Source organism: Rhizobium herbae, from assembly GCF_019511375.1.
GTDB lineage: Bacteria > Pseudomonadota > Alphaproteobacteria > Rhizobiales > Rhizobiaceae > Pararhizobium > Pararhizobium herbae_A.
This window is the reverse complement of record NZ_JAEUAO010000005.1, coordinates 298961-318529: the sequence shown is the minus strand read 5'-3', so window position 1 is coordinate 318529 and position 19569 is coordinate 298961. Positions and strand designations below refer to the sequence as shown.

Genomic DNA, 19569 nt, shown 5'->3' with positions numbered 1-19569 from the left:
TTTTTCACCGCCAGCCGAGCGCCGGTGCGATATGTTTCAGGATCGCCTCGATGACATGGGCGTTGTATTCGACGCCAAGCTGGTTCGGGACAGTGAGGAGCAGGGTGTCGGCCTCGGCAATCGCCTCGTCGGCCTTCAGCTGTTCGATCAGCCTGTCCGGCTCCGCCGCATAGGAGCGGCCGAACACGGCGCGCATGTTATCGATGAAGCCGATCTGGTCGCTTTCATTGCCACGGCCGAAATAGGCACGGTCACGATCATCCACCAGCGCAAAAATTGAGCGGGAGACGGAGACGCGCGGCGCGCGGCCATGTCCTGCCTTCTTCCAAGCCTCGCGATAGAGCCTGATCTGCGCCGCCTGCTGGACATGGAAGGGTTCACCGGTCTCGTCCTGCTTCAGCGTCGAGCTCTGCAGGTTCATGCCCTGCTTTGCCGCCCAGACAGCAGTCGCGTTCGAAGCCGAGCCCCACCAGATGCGCTCGCGCAGGCCTTCCGAAAACGGCTCGAGGCGCAGGAGACCCGGCGGATTGGGAAACATCGGGCGCGGGTCCGGCTCAGCAAAACCTTCGCCCTTCAGGACTTCGAGGAAGACCTCGGCATGCTGGCGACCCATATCCGCATCCGTTGAACCTTCCTTGGGCTCAAATCCGAAATAGCGCCAGCCATCGATCACCTGTTCGGGCGAACCACGGCTGATGCCGAGCTGGAGGCGCCCGTTCGCGATCAGGTCGGCGCTCCCGGCATCCTCGGCCATGTAGAGCGGGTTCTCGTAGCGCATGTCTATGACTGCCGTGCCGATCTCGATCTTTTTGGTCCTGGCACCGGCAGCGGCCAGGAGAGGAAAAGGCGAGGCGAGCTGCCGGGCAAAATGATGGACGCGGAAATAGGCACCGTCAGCGCCGAGCTCTTCGGCGGCAACAGCCAGATCGATCGACTGCAGAAGCGCATCGCCGGCCGAGCGGGTCTGTGACTGGGGTGAAGGGTTCCAGTGTCCGAAGGAAAGGAAGCCGATTTTCTTCATTGTCTTGTCCCTGATGATGGCGATGTGTTGCCGAATAGATGGGAACGGAGCGCAGCGCGCGGAAGGTCAGGAGCGGGCCGCAGAGCGCGCATCGTCGAAACACACTGTCTCTCGGAAGAAACGTTACCCGAATTTCGGCGCCAGCTTCTGCACGTTGCGGATCATCGTCTGCAGATTGTCCTTGATGCGCGCTTCGACGACGACGGCCACCTCCGGATATTCCTCCAGCATGCGGCGAAACAACGGCCGGTTGATGCGGATCACCTCGCTGTCTTCCTCAGCCGTCGCGGTGAACTTGCGCTCGACGAAGGAGATCATCGCCAGCTCCGAAAGAAGCGTCCCGCGGCCGACAGTGTCGACGACCTCGACGCCGCCATCGACCTGGCTGCGGGTGAGACTGAACGAGCCGCTTGCAACGGCGAACGCGCAATCGGCCGGTGCGCCCTCGCGAAACAGCTGCTGGCCCCGGCTCAGCCGGCGGCGCTCGGCCCCGAAGGCGATCAGCCGCAGCTTGTCATCGTCGATATCCGCAAACAGCGGCACGAGGGACAGAAGGGCGATGTCGTCATTCAGCGACAAGGGAATACCTCGCAGGAAGCATAAGGCCGGGTGTCGTCACGCCCCCATGTCTTCAGGGAACGATCTTGTACCCGCCATTCTCTGTCACCAAAATCTCCGCATTGGAAGGGTCGCGCTCGATTTTCTGGCGCAGCCGGTAGACATGGGTCTCGAGCGTGTGGGTCGTCACGCCGGAATTGTAGCCCCAGACCTCTTCGAGCAGCACGTCGCGCGTCACCACCTTCTGGTCGGCCCGATAGAGATAGCGGATGATTGCCGCTTCCTTTTCGGTGAGCCGGATCTTCTGGCCGTTTTCCAGCGTCAGCAGCTTCTGCCCCGGCTTGAACGTATAGGGACCGACGGTGAAGGTCGCATCCTCGCTCTGCTCGTGCTGGCGCAGCTGCGCCCGGATGCGGGCAAGCAGCACGGCGAAACGGAACGGCTTGGTGACATAGTCGTTGGCGCCCGCTTCCAGCCCGAGGATCGTGTCGGAATCGGTGTCGTGGCCCGTCAGCATGATGATCGGCGCCTTGAAGCCGCCCTTGCGCAGGAGCTTGACCGCCTCGCGCCCGTCCATGTCCGGCAGCCCGACATCCATCACCAGAAGGGCGATCTGCTGGTTGCGGGCCGTATGGATGCCCTTGGCCGCCGTCGGCTCCTGAAGAATGGTGAATTCCTCATAGAGGGACAGCTGCTCGGTCAGCGTCTCGCGCAGGTCGTTGTCATCGTCGACGAGAAGAATGGTGCGGGCCGACATGCTGAGATCCCTCCTTGCTTCCGGATTGAAACTAGCTCAAACGCTACCTTAAACAAGCCTGGAAGCTTCACCCGTTTGTTACATGTTGTGTAGTGCTATGGTGTGGTTTCCATTCACGGACAACGCAAAAAACTGTGTGTAAAATGCGACGAAAACCCCGCAAGGCCGCAAATCCCGTCCGCACCATCATCGTCAGGAGAAAACCGGGAAATCACAGCCGCGCGCTCGTCACCTTCGCGGGCCGCACCGAGGAGGCCGCGATCGGCCGCGGCGGCATCAGCTCGCGCAAGCGCGAGGGCGACGGCGCCACCCCGATTGCCGCCATGCGCCTGATCGGCGGCTATGTCCGCCACGACCGTATCACACCGCCGCCGACGGCCCTGCCGCTCCGCTTCACGCCGCAAAACCTGCTCTGGTGCGACGAACCGCGCGATGCCAACTACAACCGTCCCGTCACCGCCCCCTTCAAGCCCAGCCACGAAAAGATGCGCCGCGCCGACGGCCTCTACGACATCTGCCTGGTGATGGACTGGAACCTGCGCCGCCGCAAACGCCATGGCGGCTCGGCCATCTTCTTCCATCTCGCCAGGCCCGGCTATATGCCGACCGAGGGCTGCGTCGCCGTCAGCCGGCCCGCGATGACACGGCTGTTGCGGTTCATGCGGCGGGGGACCGTGGTGAGGGTGGTGGGATGACGACGAGGGATGGGAACGTATCGGGCAACACAGCGCTCTATATCGCCGTGGAAAGATTCGATCCGTCAAAAGGTTCGCAATGGCGCGACTACATCGTCTGGTCGGGCCTGACACAACTTGATGAGGTCGTTTCGCTTGACGGGATGCTTTGCCCGGTCATTCTCAAGGAAACCAAGGCCAGCTATTGGAATCACATCGTCAACGAAGACGGCATGCTCAACTTCTTCACGGATCTCGATTTCCTCAAGCAGCAACTCGGCTCGCAGGCGAACCTCAACATCCTCGCGGTTCTGCGCAATCCATCGGAAGAGGCGGTCTTGCAAGGCCTGGGCGATCGCTTTCGATTTCTCGGCTATGACCTTCTGGATCAGGACCAAGGCGTCAGCGCGCTTACCAACTGCGGCGGCTTTCCGGATGTCTTTGCCAATGCCGAGCTGTCAACAAAGGGTTTGCTGCAAAGCCACGGCAGGGCAAGAGAGGTTCAGTGCGGCCTGAAGGAACGGTACCCGCAAGAGTACCACGCCGATTGCAACATCTGGGCAATTTTTCGGCTGGAGGCGGCGTGAGATCCATCCTCATTGACCGCCTCACCCCACGGATCGCGGTGTCACGAATCGCTGGAGATAACCAGTGCCCGCTTCCACCTCGTCCCAGCCGTCGACATCGAAGCCGATGACGGCGAGGCCGGCCGTCGGGAACTTCGCCTTCATGCGGCCCATGGCATCGGCATCGCCACCCGCAACCAGCAGCGACGCGGCATTCTCCATGCCCGGATTGTGGCCGACGATCAGCAGCGTGCGGATAGAGGGCTCGACGGCGCGGATCACCTCGAGAATGCGCTCGGCCGACACCTCGTAGATATCGGGGGCCTCGCGCTCGGCGACCTTTTTCGACAGCGCCTCTCGAACGAGTTTCCACGTCTCCTGGGCGCGGCGGGCGGGCGAGACGAGGGCGAGATCGGGATTGAGTTTTTCACGCGCCATATAGGCGCCGATGACGGGTGCGGCCTTGCGGCCGCGCTCCGCCAATGGCCGCTCACGGTCGGCCACACCGTCGGGCCAGGCGGATTTGGCGTGGCGCAGCAGGATGAGGCGGTGTTTCGGCTTCGGCGATTTCTTGGCCATCTGGCATCTCCCTCCCCCTTAGGGCAACGGCTATCGCATACGGAGCGTAGGCGATTGCCGCAAGCTCCCGCTTCTCCCCCGCGGGGAGAAGTGCCGAGCGCATGCGAGGCGATGAGGGGGGTTTCTCGGCGCCAGCCGCCCCTCATCCGGCCCCGGAGCCTGTCGTCGGGCTTGCCAAAGGCAAGACCCGGGGGCGCCACCTTCTCCCGCCGGGGAGAAGAAGGCGAACCGCAAGCCCTCCCCTCAAGGGGAGGGTAGAAGTCTTACTTCCACTCGCGGATATCGACGAAGTGCCCCGATACCGCAGCCGCAGCCGCCATCGCCGGCGATACGAGATGGGTACGGCCCTTGAAGCCCTGGCGGCCTTCGAAGTTGCGGTTTGAGGTCGAGGCGCAGCGCTCGCCCGGCTTCAGGCGGTCGTCGTTCATGGCAAGGCACATCGAGCAGCCCGGCTCGCGCCAGTCGAAACCGGCTTCCTTGAAGATCTTGTCGAGGCCTTCGGCTTCCGCCTGTTCCTTGACGAGGCCGGAACCCGGGACGATCATCGCCGAGACGGTCGGGGCAACCTTGCGGCCTTCGACCACCTTGGCGACTTCGCGCAGGTCCTCGATGCGGCCGTTGGTGCAGGAACCGATGAAGACGCGGTCGATGGCGATGTCGGTGATCTTCGTGCCCGGCTTCAGGCCCATGTAGTCGAGTGCGCGCCACTTCGACGTGCGCTTGTTCTCGTCCTGGATCTCGTCGGGGTTCGGAACGATGCCCTGGACGGAGACGACGTCTTCCGGCGAGGAGCCCCAGGAAACGATCGGCGGCAGGGCGGCGGCATCGAGCACGACGACCCGGTCGAAATGGGCGCCCTCGTCGGTGTGCAGCGTCTTCCAGTAGGCGATCGCCTGTTCCAGTTCTTCGCCCTTCGGTGCCCGCGGCTTGCCCTTGATGTATTCGAAGGTCTTCTCGTCCGGCGCGATCAGGCCGGCGCGGGCGCCCCCCTCGATCGTCATGTTGCAGATGGTCATGCGGCCTTCCATCGACAGCGCGCGGATCGCTTCGCCGGCAAATTCGATGACATGGCCGGTGCCGCCGGCGGTGCCGATCTCGCCGATGATGGCAAGGATGATGTCCTTGGCGGTGACATGCTCCGGCAGGACGCCATCGACGCGCACCAGCATGTTCTTGGCCTTCTTCTGGATCAGCGTCTGGGTGGCGAGCACGTGCTCGACCTCGGACGTGCCGATACCGTGCGCCAAGGCACCGAAGGCGCCGTGCGTCGAGGTATGGCTGTCGCCGCAGACGATGGTCATGCCCGGCAGCGTGAAACCCTGTTCCGGCCCGACGATGTGGACGATGCCCTGGCGCTTGTCGTTCTCGGAGTAATATTCGACGCCGAAGTCGGCCGCGTTCTTCGCCAGCGCCTCCACCTGGATGCGGCTTTCCTCGTTCTTGATGCCGAGATGGCGGTCCGGCGAGGTCGGCACGTTATGGTCGACGACGGCGAGCGTCTTCTGCGGCGCATGGACCTGGCGATTGGCCATGCGCAGCCCCTCGAACGCCTGCGGGCTCGTCACTTCATGGACGAGATGGCGATCGATGTAGAGAAGACAGGTTCCGTCGTCCTGCTGATCGACCAGGTGGTCGTCCCAGATTTTATCGTAGAGAGTACGCGGTGCGCTCATGGCTTTTCATCCAACATGAAGGAAGGTCTGGAAAATATCCGGCAAAAGGGCGCCGGCGGCCGCATCAGGGATCAGCCCCAAATCAGGAAAGTCGGCTGTTGAGCGCGCCTGAAACGCACGCAAAAAACCGTGCCGGCAGACGCTTGTGGTCCTGCAGCACGACGATTTTTTGCGCAAAACATCCGAATTTGGATTCCATGGGCGCGCATATATCAATTTTTTGACGGTTCGGCAATTGGCGAGTCATGCGCCTTTCAGCGGGCCTGCGCCCGCCGCAGCCGCTTCTCCAGTTGCCGCAAGCCCACCGACAGCCCGATCGTCAGGATCAGGTAGATATAGGCGACGATCGAATAGGTCTCGAAAAACCGGAAAGAACCGGATGCGTAGATCTTGCCCATCTGGGTGATGTCGGCGACGCCGAGCACGGAGACGAGCGAACTATCCTTCACCATCGCGACGAAGTCGTTGCCGAGTGGCGGCAGGATGACGCGGATCGCCTGCGGGAAGACCACCAGGCGGAACCGGTGGTAGCGCGACAGCCCCAGCGCCTTGGCCGCCTCGATCTGGCCCTTGTCGACCGACTGTATGCCGGCGCGGAACACCTCGGCGATGAAGGCGGAATAGCCGATGGTGAGCGCCATGATCGCCCGCCACATCAAGGACACGTCGCGCACCAGAAGCGGCTTGGCGTAGCCGGCCTCGACCAGCGGACCGAGAACCGTGTTGACAAGTGTCACCAGTGCCGGAGCGCCGACAAAGGCGATGTAGAAGAGCAGCACGAGGATCGGGATGCCGCGGATGACCTCGGTATAGAACCGGGCGATCTGGCGCAGGGCAGCACGCTCCGACAGCGCCATCAGCGCAATGGCGAGCCCAAGCAGCGTGGCGAAGAAAAACCCCAGCAGCGTCACCAGGACGGTGATGCCGATGCCGGCCGAAACGATGGTAAAGACCTGGGTGTAGATCTCATTGGACACGATCACCACGGCTAGCGCTGCGGCGATAACCGCAAGGGCGACCAGCCACCAGGGATAGTCGCCCTTCTCAGACAGGTCTTGAGGCTGCGCAGGCGTCATCGGGCAGCGTTCATTCGCCCATCTTGTAATCGACGAACCATTTCTGGTTCAGCTTGTCGAGCGTGCCGTCGGCCTTCAAGGCGGCGATCGCGGCATTGACCGGGGCGACGAGGTCCGAGCCCTTCTTGAAGATGAAGCCGAAATCCTCCGTGCCGAGCGGACCGCCGATCACTTTCAGCGCGCCGTTGGAGGAATCGACGTACCCCTTGGCCGCGACGCTGTCGGTAAGCACCGTATCGACATCGCCGGCCTTCAGCGCCTGCACCGTCGCCCCAAACGTCTCGAACAGCTTTATCCGCGGGTTCTGTTCGTTGCCGTCGAGGATTTCATAAACGGCGGTGTAAAACGGCGAGGTGCCCGGCTGGGCGCCGACGAACCCGTCGGCAAAGGCGGCGAAGGACTTGGCGTCGGTGAAGCGGCTTTCGTCGCCGCGCACCAGCATGAACTGCTGCGACCGCATATAGGGATCGGAGAAGTCAACCTGCGTCTTGCGTTCGTCCTTGATGGTGATGCCGGTCATGCCGATGTCGTACTGGCCGTCGGAGACCGCCTGGATCATCGCGTCCCAGCTGGTGTTCTGGATTTCCAGCTTGAAATTCAGCCGCTTGGCGATCTCTTCCATTGCGTCGTATTCCCAGCCGATCGCCTTGCCCGACTTCGGCTCGACGAATTGCAGCGGCGGATAGGCATTCTCGGTCACGACGACCACCGTCCGGCCACCGAGATCCGGCAGATCGGCCGCGGAAACGCTGAAGGGTGCAACGACGAGGGCGGTCAGCCCGGCAAGAACGGTACGGCGGGAAAGCATGAAAGGCTCCTGAATTGTGGCGGGCAAGACTGTCACGAAACCTCCGGCCAAAGCAAGAAGGGATCGCCCCTTGTGGCGGTGTTTCGACGGCGGGCGCTGGCACTATCGCCGATGAAGCGGTGAGGTGCTGGGAACCTGCTTCCCTTTTGCGCACCATGGGTGGAAAAACTGCCGTCTTTTCCTGCCGCCTCGCAGGCTCTAGCGTCTGTCGGCGGCAGGGATGCCGCTCACATCAGGCCGTGTGCCGGACCACAAGGAAAGACAATGAAAACCGCTATAGCATCCGCCGTTCTCGCCCTGTCGCTGGTTGGCGCGGCACTTTCGGCCCCTCCCGCGCAAGCACAGGAGGCAGTGGTGGCCGCCGCCGACGCCGAAGCGCTTTTCACCAGCCCGGACCCGAAGCTCAATGCCAACAAGCAGGTGGTCTACGGCATCATCCGTGATCTGCTCGAAGCCAACCACTGGGACAAGGCCGGCGACTACCTGACGGAGCGTTACATCCAGCACAATCCCAATGTCGCGCCCGGCCGCGCCGGCTTGGTCGCCTATGTCACCGAGGTCCTGAAACTTCAGCCTTCGCCAATCCCGGAGAAGATCAAGACACCGGTCGCCTTCGTCACCGCCGAGGGCGACCTCGTCACCGTCGGCTATGTCCGTGAAGTCAAGGATGAGAAGGACCCGGCCAAGACTTATACCACCACCTGGTTTGACACGTGGCGGATCAAGGACGGCAAGGCCGACGAGCACTGGGATCCCGCGACCCGGCCGGAATGATCCGATGCATCTTGCGGAAGTGCGTGGGTGCATCAGTCCCGACGGGCCTACGCGGGCTTCGTCGCCCCGACCGAAAACGACAGCGGCATTCTTGGATAGGTAAGCTCCAATTCGAACTGGTCCTCGCCCGTCTCGATCATGCCGGGATAGTGCTGCCAGGTCAGGATCTCGTGTTCGTTCAGGAAATCCAGCCGCAGCCCGGCCTTCAGCAGCGCGTTGACGACATCTCCGACGGGATGAAACCATTCATACATGCGCCTGTGCGTCAGCGGCCGTGTGTCGCCGGTATAGGTATGGGTTTCCTCGAACAACAGCGGCGCATCGTGCGGCGTGCGCCAGCTGTGAGCCAGCGAGAGCCTGCCGTCCGAAGCCTGATGCTGGAACATCTGCGGATGCCCATCGAGCAGGTAGAGCCTGCCACCGGGCCGCAGCAGACTTGAAACGACCTCGGCCCAGCGGGAAATATCCGGCAGCCAGTGGATCGCACCCCAGGTGACGAAGACCATGTCACAGGTCTGGTGCGCGAGAGCCCTCGCGGCATCGTAGACGGAGGCCTCGACGAAGGTCGCTTCCGTTTTCGCCCTCGCTGCAAAAGCCCGCGCGGCCGCAATGGCGATCGGCGAAAAATCGAGCCCGGTCACCGAGCGCGCGCCCAGATGCTTGAGGCTCGGCGTGTCGAGGCCGATATGGCATTGCAGGTGGACGATGTCCTTGCCCGTGATATCGCCGATCTCGCTCGCCTCCAGCGCATGAAGCGAAGAGCCGCCGGAAAGCACCCTGTCGATCCGGTAGCTGCCGGTGGTGTCGGTCGCGTGCAGGGCCGCCCGGTCGTCCCAGTTCAGCCGGTTGGTTTCGATATAGTTGTTCATTGCCCCATCCCCAATGCCCCCATTCCCCAATGGAGGCTGCCCCCAAAGAAAAAGGCGGCCCTAAGACCGCCTTGTCCAACAATCCCTCAAGGATTGAAACTTATTCCGCTGCGGTTTCCGCAGCAGCTGCGGCTTCAGCCGCAGCCTTTGCTTCAGCGGCTTCGGCGGCTGCCTTTTCGGCGGCCAGAGCCTGTGCTGCTGCAACCTTTTCAGCTTCCAGACGTGCCTTTTCGTCGGCAACGGCCTGGCGCTCGGCGTCGTTCAGCTTGCGGGCGCGAACGCCGGTGTCTTCAACGATACGGGCCGACTTCCCGCGGCGATCGCGCAGGTAGTAGAGCTTGGCGCGACGGACCTTGCCGCGGCGAACGATCTCGACGCTCTCGACGAGCGGAGAGTAAACCGGGAATACGCGCTCGACGCCTTCGCCGTAGGAGATCTTGCGCACCGTGAAGCTTTCGTTGATGCCGCCGCCGGAGCGGGCGATGCAGACGCCTTCATAGGCCTGGATACGGGTACGCGAACCTTCCGTCACGCGGACGTTGACGCGAACGGTGTCGCCGGCAGAAAATTCAGGCAGGGTGCGCTTGGCTTCGATCTTGGCGGCCTGTTCGGCTTCCAGCTGCTGGATGATGTTCATTTGTCTAACCTTCTCGAGTTCTTCTGAAACAGCCAGAGCGCTCAACCATGCCTCTTGGATCAACCCTTCGAGAGGGCGCCGCCAGGATTTGTTTCTCGGCAAGAGAAACAGGAGCGAATTCACCATTCTTTGTTTTGCAGGCGACGGGAGATTCCCGAACCGGTCGGGCGAATACACCAAAGCCCCGCGTTTGTCATCCCCGAATGACAAAAATTCTAAAGCCCGCAAGCGCACGGATGCCAATTTCGGCGTCTTGCCGCCGGTTGACCCGCAGGCTATGTCGTTTCTATCGCCGGAGGAGCGTCATGTCCATCATCACCGCCTGCTTGCTGTTTGTCGCCGGCTTCCTGTCCGGAGCCGTCAATGCCGTGGCCGGCGGCGGCACGTTCCTGACCTTCGGCGCCATGACGCTTGCCGGCCTGCCGCCGATCGTCGCCAACGCCACCTCCTCGATCGTGCAGTTTCCGGGCTATGTGACCTCCGCACTCGCCTACCGCCGCGAAATCCGCAAGGATTTTCGCGAAGCCGCTATTCTCAGCATCATCTCGCTGATCGGCGGACTGGCCGGAGCGCTGATCCTCTTGTCGCTGTCCAACCCGTCGTTCCGGGCGATGGTGCCCTGGCTGCTGATCGCCGCAACCGCGATCTTCGCGCTCGGCCCGCTCTTGCGCCCGAACCCGAAGGAAGGCGGCACGCCCGTCGGGATGCTCGGTTTGATCGGGCAATTCGTCACCGCCATCTATGGCGGCTTCTTCGGCGCCGGCATGGGCATCATGATGCTTGCCGTGCTTGGCCTGTCGACCGGCGGCGACTATCACCGCGTCAATGCGCTGAAGAACTTCCTCGCCATGGTGATCGCCGCCGTCGCCATCATCGTCTTTGCCGGCGGCAATGTCATCGGCTGGCTGCATGCCGCCTTCATGATCCCCGGCGGCGCGCTCGGCGGCTATGCCGGCGTCTGGCTCGCCCGCCGCGTGCCGCAGGTCTTCATCCGCGCGATCGTCATTGCCGTCGGCCTGCTGCTGGCGGTTTACTACTTTGTGACCGGGTGATGCAAAAGATCCGGCCGCCGCTCGGCCGTCAGCTTGCGCGCCTCGGCCTCGCGCCACTTCTTGATCTCGCCGTGATGGCCCGATGTCAGCACGGCCGGGATTTCCATGCCCTCGAACACCTGCGGCCGCGTATAGTGCGGATGCTCCAAAAGCCCGCTCTCGAAACTCTCATGCACGCCGGAAAGATCGTTGCCCATGACGCCCGGCAGGATGCGCACGACCGCATCGAGCAGCGTGAGCGCCGCCGGCTCGCCGCCCGACAGGATATAGTCGCCGATCGAGATCTCCTCGAGCCCGCGGCTGTCGATCACCCGCTGGTCGACACCCTCGAACCGGCCGCAGACGATGATCGCGCCGGGACCGGCCGCAAGCTCGCGCACGCGCTTCTGCGTCAGCGGCCGCCCGCGCGGGCTCATCAGGAGCCGGGGCCGGTCGTTGCCGGCGCAGGCATGGTCGATGGCCTTGGCGAGGATATCCGCCCGCAGCACCATGCCGGCGCCGCCGCCGGCCGGCGTGTCATCGACGGTGCGGTGCTTGTCCTCGGCGAAATCGCGGATCTGCACGGTTTCGAGCGACCACTGGCCGCGCTCCAGCGCCTTGCCCGACAGTGAATGGCCAAGATGGCCCGGAAACATGTCCGGATAAAGCGTCAGAACGGTCGCGCGAAAGCTCATAGTCCGGCGGTCACTTTTTCTTCTTCGGCTTGAACGGTGCGCTCGGATCGTCGCGGTTGTCATCGATCAGCCCGGCCGCGAGCGGATCTACCAGCATCGTGCCGGCTTCCAGATCGATTTCCAGCACCGACCATTCGGAGAACGGGATCAGCACCGGCCGCTTGCCGGGGCCTTTCAGCTCCAGCAGGTCGCCGGCGCCGAAATCGAAGACGCCGGTGACTGTGCCATAGCTCTTGCCTTCGCCGTCGAGCGCTTCCAGTCCCTCGAGGTCGGCATAGAAGAATTCATCGTCGTCGAGATCCTCGTCCGGCAGGTTGTCTCGCTCGACGTAGAGATCGAGACCGTTCAGCGCCTCGGCGGCGTTGCGGTCGTTGATGCCACGAAAGCGCACGATCACGACGTTCTTCGCCTCGCGCACCTCGAGCACCTCGAAGGAGCGGCCGTCCTTGGCATGGAGATGGCCGTAATCGCCGATCGCCGTCGGCTCGGCGGCAAAGGATTTCACGCGCACCTCGCCGCGCAGGCCCTGCGCCGCGCCGATCGTTCCCATCAGGACAGGATTCTTCAGTTTGCTCATCGCCGTGCCGGTCTCCAGTATGCCCTTCGAATAAACGAAAACGGGCGGCATGAAAACGCCGCCCGCCTTCAAAAAATATGCTGTTGCGCGGCTTACTCGGCAGCAGCTGCAGCGGCGTCTTCAGCCTTCTGCCTGGCTTCGGCGGCGCGTTCCTGGGCCTTCTTGCCCGGGACTGCCTTTTCCGGGTTGTTGCGGGCTTCGCGCTTGGCGATGCCGGCTTCGTTGAGGAAGCGCAGCACGCGGTCGGTCGGCAGCGCGCCGTTCGACAGCCAATGCTGGATGCGCTCGTTGTTCAGCTCAACGCGCTTGGCGTCGTCCTTCTTCAGCATCGGGTTCCACGAACCGACCTTTTCGAGGAAGCGGCCGTCGCGCGGCGAACGCACATCGGCAACAACGATCTGGTAGAACGGGCGCTTCTTGGAACCACCGCGGGCGAGACGAATTTTCAGTGCCATGTCATGTACTCCTTGAGATCTTCAACCGCCTGTGGCGGCCTTGTTTGTGTATTTGTCAAAGCCGATTTCACCGGGAACGATCTGGTCCGAAAACCGGTATCCACTTTTCGGGATCAATCCTTGAGATCGGCAGCGATTGCTTCATGATGCCGGATCACTTCGTGGATGATGAAGTTCAAGAACTTCTCCGCGAAATCCGGGTCCAGATGCGCGTCTGCGGCAAGCTGCCGAAGACGGGCGATCTGGTATTCCTCGCGCGCCGGGTCCGCCGGCGGCAAATTGTACTTGGCCTTCAGCACGCCCACCGCCTTGGTGCAGCGAAACCGTTCGGCCAGCATGTGGACGAGCGCCGCGTCGATATTGTCGATCGACTGACGGTAGCTCGACAGTTCTGTTTTGACTGCAGGATCAACCATGCTCCCCGATCCTCACTTCTTCTTCGGCAGGCCGGGAAGCCCCGGAAAGCCGCCGCCGAGACCGGGCAGCTTCATGCCGCCACCCAAACCCGGCAAACCGCCGCCGGGCAGCCCCTTGCCGAGACCGGCAGCCTCGGCCTGCTTCTGCAGCGCTTCGAGCTGCTTGGGATCCATCTTCGACAGGTCCGGCATGCCGCCCATTCCGCCGCCCATGCCGCCGAGGCCCATCTTGCCGGCAAGACCGCCCATCATCTGCTTCATCATGCCGCCGCCCTTCTTGCCGCCCATCATCTTCATCATGTCGGCCATCTGGCGGTGCATTTTCAAAAGCTTGTTGATGTCGGCCGCATCCGTGCCGGAGCCCGCCGCGATGCGCTTCTTGCGCGAATGCTTGAGGATATCGGGATTGGCGCGCTCGGCCTTGGTCATCGAGGAGATGATGGCGAGCTGGCGGGAAAACAGCCTGTCGTCGAGACCGGCGGCGGCCATCTTGTCCTTCATGCCGGACATGCCGGGCATCAGCCCCATGATGCCGCCCATGCCGCCCATCTTCTGCATCTGCCTGAGCTGGTCGGCGAGGTCGTTGAGGTCGAACTTGCCCTTGGCCATCTTCTCGGCCATGGCGCGGGCCTTGTCGGCGTCGAGGTTCTCGGCCGCCTTTTCGACCAGCGAGACGATATCGCCCATGCCGAGGATGCGGTCGGCGACGCGGCGCGGATGGAACTCTTCGAGCTCCGACATCTTTTCGCCGACGCCGATCAGCTTGATCGGCTTGCCGGTGACAGCGCGCATCGAAAGGGCAGCACCGCCACGGCCGTCGCCGTCCATGCGGGTGAGCACGAGGCCGGTGATGCCGACGCGCTCGTCGAAATTGCGCGCCAGGTTGACCGCATCCTGACCGGTCAGCGCATCGGCGACGAGCAGGATTTCATGCGGGTTCGAGCGGCGCTTGATCTCGGCCATCTCGATCATCAGCGGCTCGTCGATATGGGTGCGGCCGGCGGTGTCGAGGATGACGATGTCATGACCGCCGAGCTTTGCGGCCTGCACGGCGCGCGCGGCGATATCGGTCGGCGACTGGCCGGCGATAATGGGCAGCGTATCGACGCCGGTCTGGGCGCCGAGCTGGCGCAGCTGTTCCTGAGCTGCCGGACGGCGCGTGTCGAGCGACGCCATCAGGACCTTTTTCTTGTCCCGCGTCGTCAGGCGAAGGGCGATCTTGCCCGTCGTCGTCGTCTTGCCCGAGCCCTGCAGACCGACCATCATGATGACGACCGGCGCCGGTGCATTGAGATCGATCGGCACGCCTTCGGATCCGAGCATGGCGATCAGCTCGTCATGGACGATCTTGACGACCATCTGGCCGGGCTTGATCGATTTCAGGATCTCGGCGCCGACGGCCTTCGCCCGCACCTTGTCGGTGAACGAGCGCACGACCTCGAGCGCGACGTCGGCTTCCAGGAGCGCACGGCGAACCTCGCGCAGGGCGGCCGACACATCGGCTTCCGACAGCGCGCCACGGCCGGTCAATCCATTCAGGATTGATCCAAGGCGGTCCTGGAGACTTTCAAACATCGCTTCATCCTTGTCGTTTCGGACTTTTGGTTTTGCGCCTTTCTTTCTCGGCTTCGCCTCGAAAGGGAGATGCGCGGATGCCCGAAACGTTGTGCTTTTCCTTGACGAAAACAAGACGCAAAGCCAAAAGGCACCCGAGGGCGCAACGCGCTGTCGGATGTTGACCTCCGGGATCTGTTTATACCGCAATGGGTCCCGGTCGGCGGCTACAAGTCTCAGTTCTTGTCGCAGATTGCGGGCGGTAAACACGAAAGCGGCGGGAAAGTCAAGGATAGAGGCCAAAAATGCCGGAAAGAGCGGCATCCACCCTTACAATGACGCTGGCGGCCTACCAGATCATCCTGCTCATCCCGTCGATCGGTCCCGCATGACACAGACATCACCATCCAAGAAGACGCACAACCCCTATTACACCGGCCCCGTCTCCGATCATTTCGACGGCACGTATTTCTTCAACCCGGAGGGCGAGGCGCCGCTCGGCTTTCGCGAACTGATGCGCTGGCAGTTCGGCGGCGGCAGGAGCCCCTGGCCGAAACAGGCCTCAAGTCCGTTCCCGCCGGCAAAGCCCGACGAGCGCGTCGATGGCCTGCGTGTCACAATGGTCGGCCACGCCACGCTGCTCATCCAGGTCGCCGGCCTCAATATCCTCACCGATCCCGTCTGGTCGCCGCGCGTCAGCCCGTTTTCGTTCGCCGGCCCCAAGCGCGTCGTCGAGCCCGGCATCCGCTTCGACGACCTGCCGCCGGTCGATATCGTGCTCGTCACCCACAATCACTATGACCATCTCGACATCGCAACGCTGAAACGGCTGGACAAGGCGCACGGACCGCACATCGTCACGCCGCTCGGCAACGACATGATCATCCGCCGCGCCATTCCCGCGGCGAAGATGTCCGCCGTCGACTGGGGCGACCGGCTCTCCCTCCCGGACGGCGTCAGCATCGACTGCGAACCCTGCCACCACTGGTCGGCGCGCGGCACGCGTGACCGCCGCATGGCGCTCTGGGCCGCCTTCGTCATTTCGACGCCCGCCGGAAAAATCTACCACATCGGCGACACCGGCTTTCATGGCGGCATCAACTACCGCGCTGCCTGCAGGAAGCACGGCTCCTTCCGCCTCGCCAACCTGCCGATCGGCGCCTATGAGCCGCGCTGGTTCATGAAGGCGCAGCACCAGAACCCGGCAGAAGCCGTGAAGGGCATGCGACTCTGCCGGGCAGCCTATGTCGCCGGCCATCACTTCGCGACGATCCAGTTGACCAATGAGGGGATCGAGGAGCCGGAGGCGGCGCTGAAGAAGGCATTGAGCGAGCAAGGCGTTGCGCCGGAGCGTTTTCGGGCGCTCAGGGCAGGTGAGGTGTTCGACGTGCCTGAGGTCTAGCGGCAACCTCTTCTCCCCGCCAAGAGGAAGCAAGCCGCGAGCCGCCCTCAATCCGGCGGAAACTCCCGATATTGCGGCAGATCGTCGGTGATCTCGTACCACGGCGCCTTGGAGCCGACGAAGATGTGGCCCGACGGGCGGATCGTCGGCGCATCGACCAGCGTGCCCATGGCAACGTGGGCATAGGCACCCTCGCGCACGACGGAATAAAGCAGCGATCCGCACGTCCGGCAGTGGACATCGTGGGCATCGTCTTCATTGCCGTAGACAAGTACAGCACCCTCCCCCCTGAGGACCCGTAGCCGCTCCCGCCTGACCCCGGCGAACGGCTTGAAGGCCGATCCCGTGGTGCGGCGACAGTTGGAACAGTGGCAATTCATCGAATATTCGAAGGCATCGTCGACTGCATATTCGACCGCACCGCACATGCATTTTCCGGTGAGCACGGAAGATGTTTCAGGCATTTGTTGTCTCCGGTCTGGTCACAGACGGCAAGATGACCGGCGACCAGCAAGATGGCAATGCCTCGACGGACCGTCCGCCTCCGCGCAGTTTCCCCGCTCATCCCCACCCCAGAAACCTGTGCCATGATCGTTGCGTTCCGTCATCGGCTACCCTGCGAGGCGTCGCGGCGAGACGGAACCGGTGCCGGGCGGAGGAAGGACGTGCGCCTTTACCCGGTGGACTGGCAGAAAATGGTTTCCCTCCCGCCTGAAACAGGGCGGGGCGTGCCTGTGAGGCACACATGAGGAGCGGCGACTGGGCTTGCGACGAGCAATTCCTTTCGTGGCGCCGCAGAACCGGAGCAATCCGGCATCGGTCGAGCGCCACCCTGTACCGGAAAAAGGTGCCGCCATCCCCGCAGAGAAACCGGAGTTGCCAGTCGACAGACATCGAACGGGGCGCTGGAAGGCGTCATATAAATTCCTTAGTCTCGGCACTTTCCAGCGCCCCGGCCAAGTGAAACTGAAGCAAACCACGGCGGATTTTCCGGGCGTGGATAAAGATGTTTGAAGGATGCGATGGAAAGCAAACGGCGCCGCACACTCCCACTTCTCCCCGACGGGGAGGAAGTGGGAGATCCACCGCCCCATCAAGAGGAGGCTGATTCGCACCACTGGTAATTTCCCCGCAATTCCGCCATATACACCGCGAGAAACGATGGAACGGACCTCATGAGCACAACGGTCGAATTCGCAAGGATGAACGGGCTTGGCAACAAGATCCTGGTCGTCGACATGCGCGGCCGTAAGGACAAGGTGACACCGGAAGCGGCGATTGCCCTCAATGCTCATCCGGCCACCCAGTTCGACCAGATCATGGCGATCCACGATCCGAAGTCCAGTGGCACCGACGCATGGATCGATATCCTCAATTCCGACGGCTCGAAGGCACAGGCCTGCGGCAACGGCACGCGCTGCGTCGTCCAGGCGCTGGCGAGCGAAACCGGCAGGCGCGCTTTCACCTTCCAGACCGTCGCCGGCATCCTGAATGCCGAAGAGCATGCCGACGGCACGATCTCGGTCGATATGGGCATGCCGGTTTTCGAGTGGGACCGCATTCCGCTATCGGAGGAATTTTACGACACGAGCCGCATCGAACTACAGATCGGCCCGATCGACGACCCGATCCTGCATTCGCCCTCCGTCATGTCGATGGGCAATCCGCATGCGATCTTCTGGGTCGATCGCGACGTCATGTCGTTCGATCTCGAACGCTTCGGCCCGCTGCTCGAAAACCACCCGATGTTTCCCGAGCGCGCCAATATCACCCTGGCTCAGGTCACCTCACCTTCGTCGCTGACGACCCGCACCTGGGAACGCGGCGCAGGCCTGACGCTTGCCTGCGGCTCCGCCGCCTGTTCCGCCGCCGTCTCGGCTGCTCGCACCGGCCGCACCGGCCGCAATGTGGCGATCACGGTCGCCAGCGCCACCCCGCCGGGCATCCTGTCGATCGAATGGCGCGAGCGCGACGACCATGTCATCATGACGGGACCTGCCGAATGGGAATGGTCCGGGACGGTCGACCCGACGACCGGGCTGTGGTCGCGCGACGAAATCGCGGCCACGGAAAGCCGGGCGCTTTGAGCGGCGTCGACGTCATAACCTTCGGCTGTCGCCTCAACACCTATGAATCGGAAGTGATGCGGGGAGAGGCCGAGAGGGCGGGGCTGAACAATGCCATCCTCGTCAATACCTGCGCCGTCACCGGCGAGGCCGTGCGTCAGGCCCGCCAGGCGATTCGGCGCGCCCGCCGCGAAAACCCTGATGCCCGCATCATCGTCACTGGCTGTGCCGCCCAGGTCGAAAAGCAGGCCTTTGCCGAGATGCCCGAGGTCGATGCCGTGCTGGGCAACGAGGAGAAGCTGAAAAGCGCCTCCTACCGGTCGCTACCCGATTTCGGCGTTTCGGCCGAAGAAAAGCTGCGCGTCAACGACATCATGAGCGTGCGTGAGACAGCGCCCCAGATGGTGAAGCACATCGAAGGCCACGTGCGCGCCTTCATCCAGGTGCAGAACGGCTGCGACCACCGCTGCACCTTCTGCATCATCCCCTATGGCCGCGGCAATTCCCGTTCCGTGCCGATGGGCGCCATCGTCGACCAGGCGCGCAAGCTCGCCGACAGCGGCTACCGCGAGGTCGTCCTGACCGGCGTCGATGCCACGAGCTACGGCGCCGACCTGCCCGGCACGCCGACGCTCGGCCTGCTGGCAAAGACCGTTCTCAAACAGGTGCCCGAAATCCGCCGCCTGCGCCTTTCCTCGATCGATAGCATCGAGGCCGACAGCCATCTTATGGACCTGATCGCCGATGAGCCGCGCTTCATGCCGCATCTGCATCTGTCGCTGCAGCATGGCGACGACATGATCCTGAAGCGGATGAAACGCCGCCACAGCCGCACTGACGCCCTGCGTTTCATCGATGACGTCCGCCGGCTGCGGCCGCAGGTGAGCTTCGGCGCCGACATGATCGCCGGTTTCCCGACCGAGACCGAAGCGATGTTTGCGAATGCCGTGAGCCTCGCCGAAGAGGCGGGCATCGCCCATCTGCACGTGTTTCCCTACAGCCCGCGAGAAGGAACGCCCGCCGCCCGGATGCCGCAGCTCGACCGCGCTCTGGTCAAGGAACGTGCCGCCCGGCTGCGCGCCACTGGACTTCAGCTCCATCAGGCCCATCTTGACAGCATGATCGGAACGCAGCAAAGCCTGCTCGTCGAGAACAACGGCCTGGCGCATACGGAAAATTTCACGCTTGCCGCTGTCCCCGGCCTGACGCCGCGCGATATGGTTGAGGTGACGATCACCGGCCACAACGGCAAGCATCTCACGCATACTGCCCAAGCCCGCTCAGCGGCCTAGGGGTGACATGTGAGAACGACAAGGACCTGAAGCGCGTCGCGCTTTGGACATGCAACTGACGGCCCCGACCCGGCCCGAGTTTACGGGAT

At 63.1% G+C, this 19569-nt stretch carries 22 protein-coding genes; 7 read left to right on the top strand and 15 right to left on the bottom strand.

Annotated features, from left to right (window positions below; genetic code table 11):
* Nucleotides 1-4: 4 nt before the first annotated feature.
* The 3 genes from JNB71_RS20560 to JNB71_RS20550 all read right to left on the bottom strand — a co-directional run bounded on the left by JNB71_RS20560 (nt 5) and on the right by JNB71_RS20550 (nt 2336).
* Nucleotides 5-1021, bottom strand: coding sequence for an LLM class flavin-dependent oxidoreductase (locus JNB71_RS20560; protein ID WP_220373634.1), 1017 nt, complete (start codon nt 1019-1021; stop codon nt 5-7).
* Nucleotides 1022-1144: 123 nt separating this feature from the next.
* Nucleotides 1145-1600: a cyclic nucleotide-binding domain-containing protein gene (locus tag JNB71_RS20555; protein WP_112850907.1), complete on the bottom strand. Its 456-nt coding sequence runs from the start codon at nt 1598-1600 to the stop codon at nt 1145-1147.
* Between the two features lie 52 nt (nt 1601-1652).
* On the bottom strand, nt 1653-2336 hold the full coding sequence (locus tag JNB71_RS20550) for a response regulator transcription factor (RefSeq protein ID WP_018328576.1): 684 nt from the start codon (nt 2334-2336) through the stop codon (nt 1653-1655).
* A 143-nt stretch (nt 2337-2479) separates the two neighbouring features.
* Here JNB71_RS20550 and JNB71_RS20545 point away from each other — a divergent pair, with 143 nt between their 5' ends.
* Both JNB71_RS20545 and JNB71_RS20540 read left to right on the top strand, forming a co-directional pair.
* Nucleotides 2480-3031 (top strand): L,D-transpeptidase family protein, encoded by a 552-nt coding sequence (locus JNB71_RS20545; protein ID WP_220373633.1) that lies wholly within the window; start codon nt 2480-2482, stop codon nt 3029-3031.
* Nucleotides 3028-3597: a hypothetical protein gene (locus tag JNB71_RS20540; protein ID WP_220373632.1), complete on the top strand. Its 570-nt coding sequence runs from the start codon at nt 3028-3030 to the stop codon at nt 3595-3597. Before JNB71_RS20545 ends, JNB71_RS20540 begins: the two co-directional genes overlap by 4 nt.
* A gap of 21 nt (nt 3598-3618) precedes the next feature.
* On the opposite strand, the gene JNB71_RS20535 is transcribed toward JNB71_RS20540, so the two are convergent.
* The 4 genes from JNB71_RS20535 to JNB71_RS20520 form a co-directional block, all read right to left on the bottom strand.
* On the bottom strand, nt 3619-4155 hold the full coding sequence (locus tag JNB71_RS20535) for a SixA phosphatase family protein (protein ID WP_220373631.1): 537 nt from the start codon (nt 4153-4155) through the stop codon (nt 3619-3621).
* Nucleotides 4156-4418: 263 nt separating this feature from the next.
* Nucleotides 4419-5828: a 3-isopropylmalate dehydratase large subunit gene (gene leuC, locus JNB71_RS20530; RefSeq protein ID WP_220373630.1), complete on the bottom strand. Its 1410-nt coding sequence runs from the start codon at nt 5826-5828 to the stop codon at nt 4419-4421.
* A 254-nt stretch (nt 5829-6082) separates the two neighbouring features.
* Nucleotides 6083-6904: an amino acid ABC transporter permease gene (locus tag JNB71_RS20525; RefSeq protein WP_220373629.1), complete on the bottom strand. Its 822-nt coding sequence runs from the start codon at nt 6902-6904 to the stop codon at nt 6083-6085.
* Between the two features lie 10 nt (nt 6905-6914).
* On the bottom strand, nt 6915-7712 hold the full coding sequence (locus JNB71_RS20520) for a basic amino acid ABC transporter substrate-binding protein (protein WP_220373628.1): 798 nt from the start codon (nt 7710-7712) through the stop codon (nt 6915-6917).
* Between the two features lie 264 nt (nt 7713-7976).
* Between JNB71_RS20520 and JNB71_RS20515 the strand changes: the two genes are divergently transcribed.
* Nucleotides 7977-8486 carry a nuclear transport factor 2 family protein gene (locus JNB71_RS20515; protein WP_220373627.1) on the top strand — a complete coding sequence of 170 codons (510 nt, stop codon included), beginning with the start codon at nt 7977-7979 and terminating at the stop codon, nt 8484-8486.
* 47 nt (nt 8487-8533) lie between these two features.
* Here the strand turns inward: JNB71_RS20515 and JNB71_RS20510 are convergent, their stop codons facing one another.
* Nucleotides 8534-9355: a class I SAM-dependent methyltransferase gene (locus JNB71_RS20510; RefSeq protein WP_220373626.1), complete on the bottom strand. Its 822-nt coding sequence runs from the start codon at nt 9353-9355 to the stop codon at nt 8534-8536.
* Nucleotides 9356-9455: 100 nt separating this feature from the next.
* Entirely contained in the window at nt 9456-9992 is a 537-nt protein-coding gene (rplS, locus tag JNB71_RS20505; RefSeq protein ID WP_018328565.1) for a 50S ribosomal protein L19, read from the bottom strand.
* 305 nt (nt 9993-10297) lie between these two features.
* On the opposite strand from rplS, the gene JNB71_RS20500 reads away from it, so the two are divergent.
* Entirely contained in the window at nt 10298-11044 is a 747-nt protein-coding gene (locus JNB71_RS20500; protein ID WP_220373625.1) for a sulfite exporter TauE/SafE family protein, read from the top strand.
* Here the strand turns inward: JNB71_RS20500 and trmD are convergent.
* The 5 genes from trmD to ffh all read right to left on the bottom strand — a co-directional run bounded on the left by trmD (nt 11026) and on the right by ffh (nt 14741).
* The gene (trmD, locus tag JNB71_RS20495) at nt 11026-11718 is read right to left on the bottom strand and encodes a tRNA (guanosine(37)-N1)-methyltransferase TrmD (protein ID WP_220373624.1); all 693 of its coding nucleotides are present in this window, start codon (nt 11716-11718) and stop codon (nt 11026-11028) included. The genes JNB71_RS20500 and trmD overlap by 19 nt on opposite strands.
* A 10-nt stretch (nt 11719-11728) precedes the next feature.
* Nucleotides 11729-12346 (bottom strand): ribosome maturation factor RimM, encoded by a 618-nt coding sequence (rimM, locus tag JNB71_RS20490; protein WP_220373623.1) that lies wholly within the window; start codon nt 12344-12346, stop codon nt 11729-11731.
* 41 nt (nt 12347-12387) lie between these two features.
* Nucleotides 12388-12750, bottom strand: coding sequence for a 30S ribosomal protein S16 (gene rpsP, locus JNB71_RS20485; RefSeq protein ID WP_220373622.1), 363 nt, complete (start codon nt 12748-12750; stop codon nt 12388-12390).
* A 113-nt stretch (nt 12751-12863) separates the two neighbouring features.
* A complete protein-coding gene (locus JNB71_RS20480) occupies nt 12864-13166 on the bottom strand; it encodes a chorismate mutase (protein ID WP_018328560.1) in 303 nt (100 codons plus the stop codon).
* Between the two features lie 12 nt (nt 13167-13178).
* A complete protein-coding gene (ffh, locus tag JNB71_RS20475) occupies nt 13179-14741 on the bottom strand; it encodes a signal recognition particle protein (protein WP_220373621.1) in 1563 nt (520 codons plus the stop codon).
* 367 nt (nt 14742-15108) lie between these two features.
* Here ffh and JNB71_RS20470 point away from each other — a divergent pair, with 367 nt between their 5' ends.
* Nucleotides 15109-16122, top strand: coding sequence for an MBL fold metallo-hydrolase (locus JNB71_RS20470; protein WP_220373620.1), 1014 nt, complete (start codon nt 15109-15111; stop codon nt 16120-16122).
* 47 nt (nt 16123-16169) lie between these two features.
* Here JNB71_RS20470 and JNB71_RS20465 read toward each other — a convergent pair whose 3' ends face one another.
* The gene (locus JNB71_RS20465) at nt 16170-16586 is read right to left on the bottom strand and encodes a GFA family protein (RefSeq protein ID WP_223215932.1); all 417 of its coding nucleotides are present in this window, start codon (nt 16584-16586) and stop codon (nt 16170-16172) included.
* Nucleotides 16587-17297: 711 nt separating this feature from the next.
* On the opposite strand from JNB71_RS20465, the gene dapF reads away from it, so the two are divergent.
* On the top strand, nt 17298-18209 hold the full coding sequence (gene dapF / locus JNB71_RS20460) for a diaminopimelate epimerase (RefSeq protein WP_220373619.1): 912 nt from the start codon (nt 17298-17300) through the stop codon (nt 18207-18209).
* Entirely contained in the window at nt 18206-19480 is a 1275-nt protein-coding gene (gene mtaB, locus JNB71_RS20455) for a tRNA (N(6)-L-threonylcarbamoyladenosine(37)-C(2))-methylthiotransferase MtaB (RefSeq protein ID WP_220373618.1), read from the top strand. Before dapF ends, mtaB begins: the two co-directional genes overlap by 4 nt.
* The last annotated feature ends 89 nt before the right edge of the window (nt 19481-19569 follow it).

What these genes read in the sequence shown, in the direction of transcription:
- leuC (WP_220373630.1), bottom strand. Translation starts at nt 5,828, where the DNA reads ATGAGCGCACCGCGTACTCTCTACGATAAAATCTGGGACGACCACCTG.
- dapF (WP_220373619.1), top strand. Translation starts at nt 17,298, where the DNA reads ATGAGCACAACGGTCGAATTCGCAAGGATGAACGGGCTTGGCAACAAG.
- ffh (WP_220373621.1), bottom strand. Translation starts at nt 14,741, where the DNA reads ATGTTTGAAAGTCTCCAGGACCGCCTTGGATCAATCCTGAATGGATTG.
- rplS (WP_018328565.1), bottom strand. Translation starts at nt 9,992, where the DNA reads ATGAACATCATCCAGCAGCTGGAAGCCGAACAGGCCGCCAAGATCGAA.
- JNB71_RS20545 (WP_220373633.1), top strand. Translation starts at nt 2,480, where the DNA reads ATGCGACGAAAACCCCGCAAGGCCGCAAATCCCGTCCGCACCATCATC.
- JNB71_RS20465 (WP_223215932.1), bottom strand. Translation starts at nt 16,586, where the DNA reads ATGCCTGAAACATCTTCCGTGCTCACCGGAAAATGCATGTGCGGTGCG.
- JNB71_RS20540 (WP_220373632.1), top strand. Translation starts at nt 3,028, where the DNA reads ATGACGACGAGGGATGGGAACGTATCGGGCAACACAGCGCTCTATATC.
- JNB71_RS20500 (WP_220373625.1), top strand. Translation starts at nt 10,298, where the DNA reads ATGTCCATCATCACCGCCTGCTTGCTGTTTGTCGCCGGCTTCCTGTCC.
- JNB71_RS20520 (WP_220373628.1), bottom strand. Translation starts at nt 7,712, where the DNA reads ATGCTTTCCCGCCGTACCGTTCTTGCCGGGCTGACCGCCCTCGTCGTT.
- rimM (WP_220373623.1), bottom strand. Translation starts at nt 12,346, where the DNA reads ATGCCGCCCGTTTTCGTTTATTCGAAGGGCATACTGGAGACCGGCACG.
- JNB71_RS20510 (WP_220373626.1), bottom strand. Translation starts at nt 9,355, where the DNA reads ATGAACAACTATATCGAAACCAACCGGCTGAACTGGGACGACCGGGCG.
- JNB71_RS20550 (WP_018328576.1), bottom strand. Translation starts at nt 2,336, where the DNA reads ATGTCGGCCCGCACCATTCTTCTCGTCGACGATGACAACGACCTGCGC.
- JNB71_RS20480 (WP_018328560.1), bottom strand. Translation starts at nt 13,166, where the DNA reads ATGGTTGATCCTGCAGTCAAAACAGAACTGTCGAGCTACCGTCAGTCG.
- JNB71_RS20470 (WP_220373620.1), top strand. Translation starts at nt 15,109, where the DNA reads ATGACACAGACATCACCATCCAAGAAGACGCACAACCCCTATTACACC.
- trmD (WP_220373624.1), bottom strand. Translation starts at nt 11,718, where the DNA reads ATGAGCTTTCGCGCGACCGTTCTGACGCTTTATCCGGACATGTTTCCG.
- JNB71_RS20525 (WP_220373629.1), bottom strand. Translation starts at nt 6,904, where the DNA reads ATGACGCCTGCGCAGCCTCAAGACCTGTCTGAGAAGGGCGACTATCCC.
- JNB71_RS20560 (WP_220373634.1), bottom strand. Translation starts at nt 1,021, where the DNA reads ATGAAGAAAATCGGCTTCCTTTCCTTCGGACACTGGAACCCTTCACCC.
- JNB71_RS20535 (WP_220373631.1), bottom strand. Translation starts at nt 4,155, where the DNA reads ATGGCCAAGAAATCGCCGAAGCCGAAACACCGCCTCATCCTGCTGCGC.
- rpsP (WP_220373622.1), bottom strand. Translation starts at nt 12,750, where the DNA reads ATGGCACTGAAAATTCGTCTCGCCCGCGGTGGTTCCAAGAAGCGCCCG.
- JNB71_RS20515 (WP_220373627.1), top strand. Translation starts at nt 7,977, where the DNA reads ATGAAAACCGCTATAGCATCCGCCGTTCTCGCCCTGTCGCTGGTTGGC.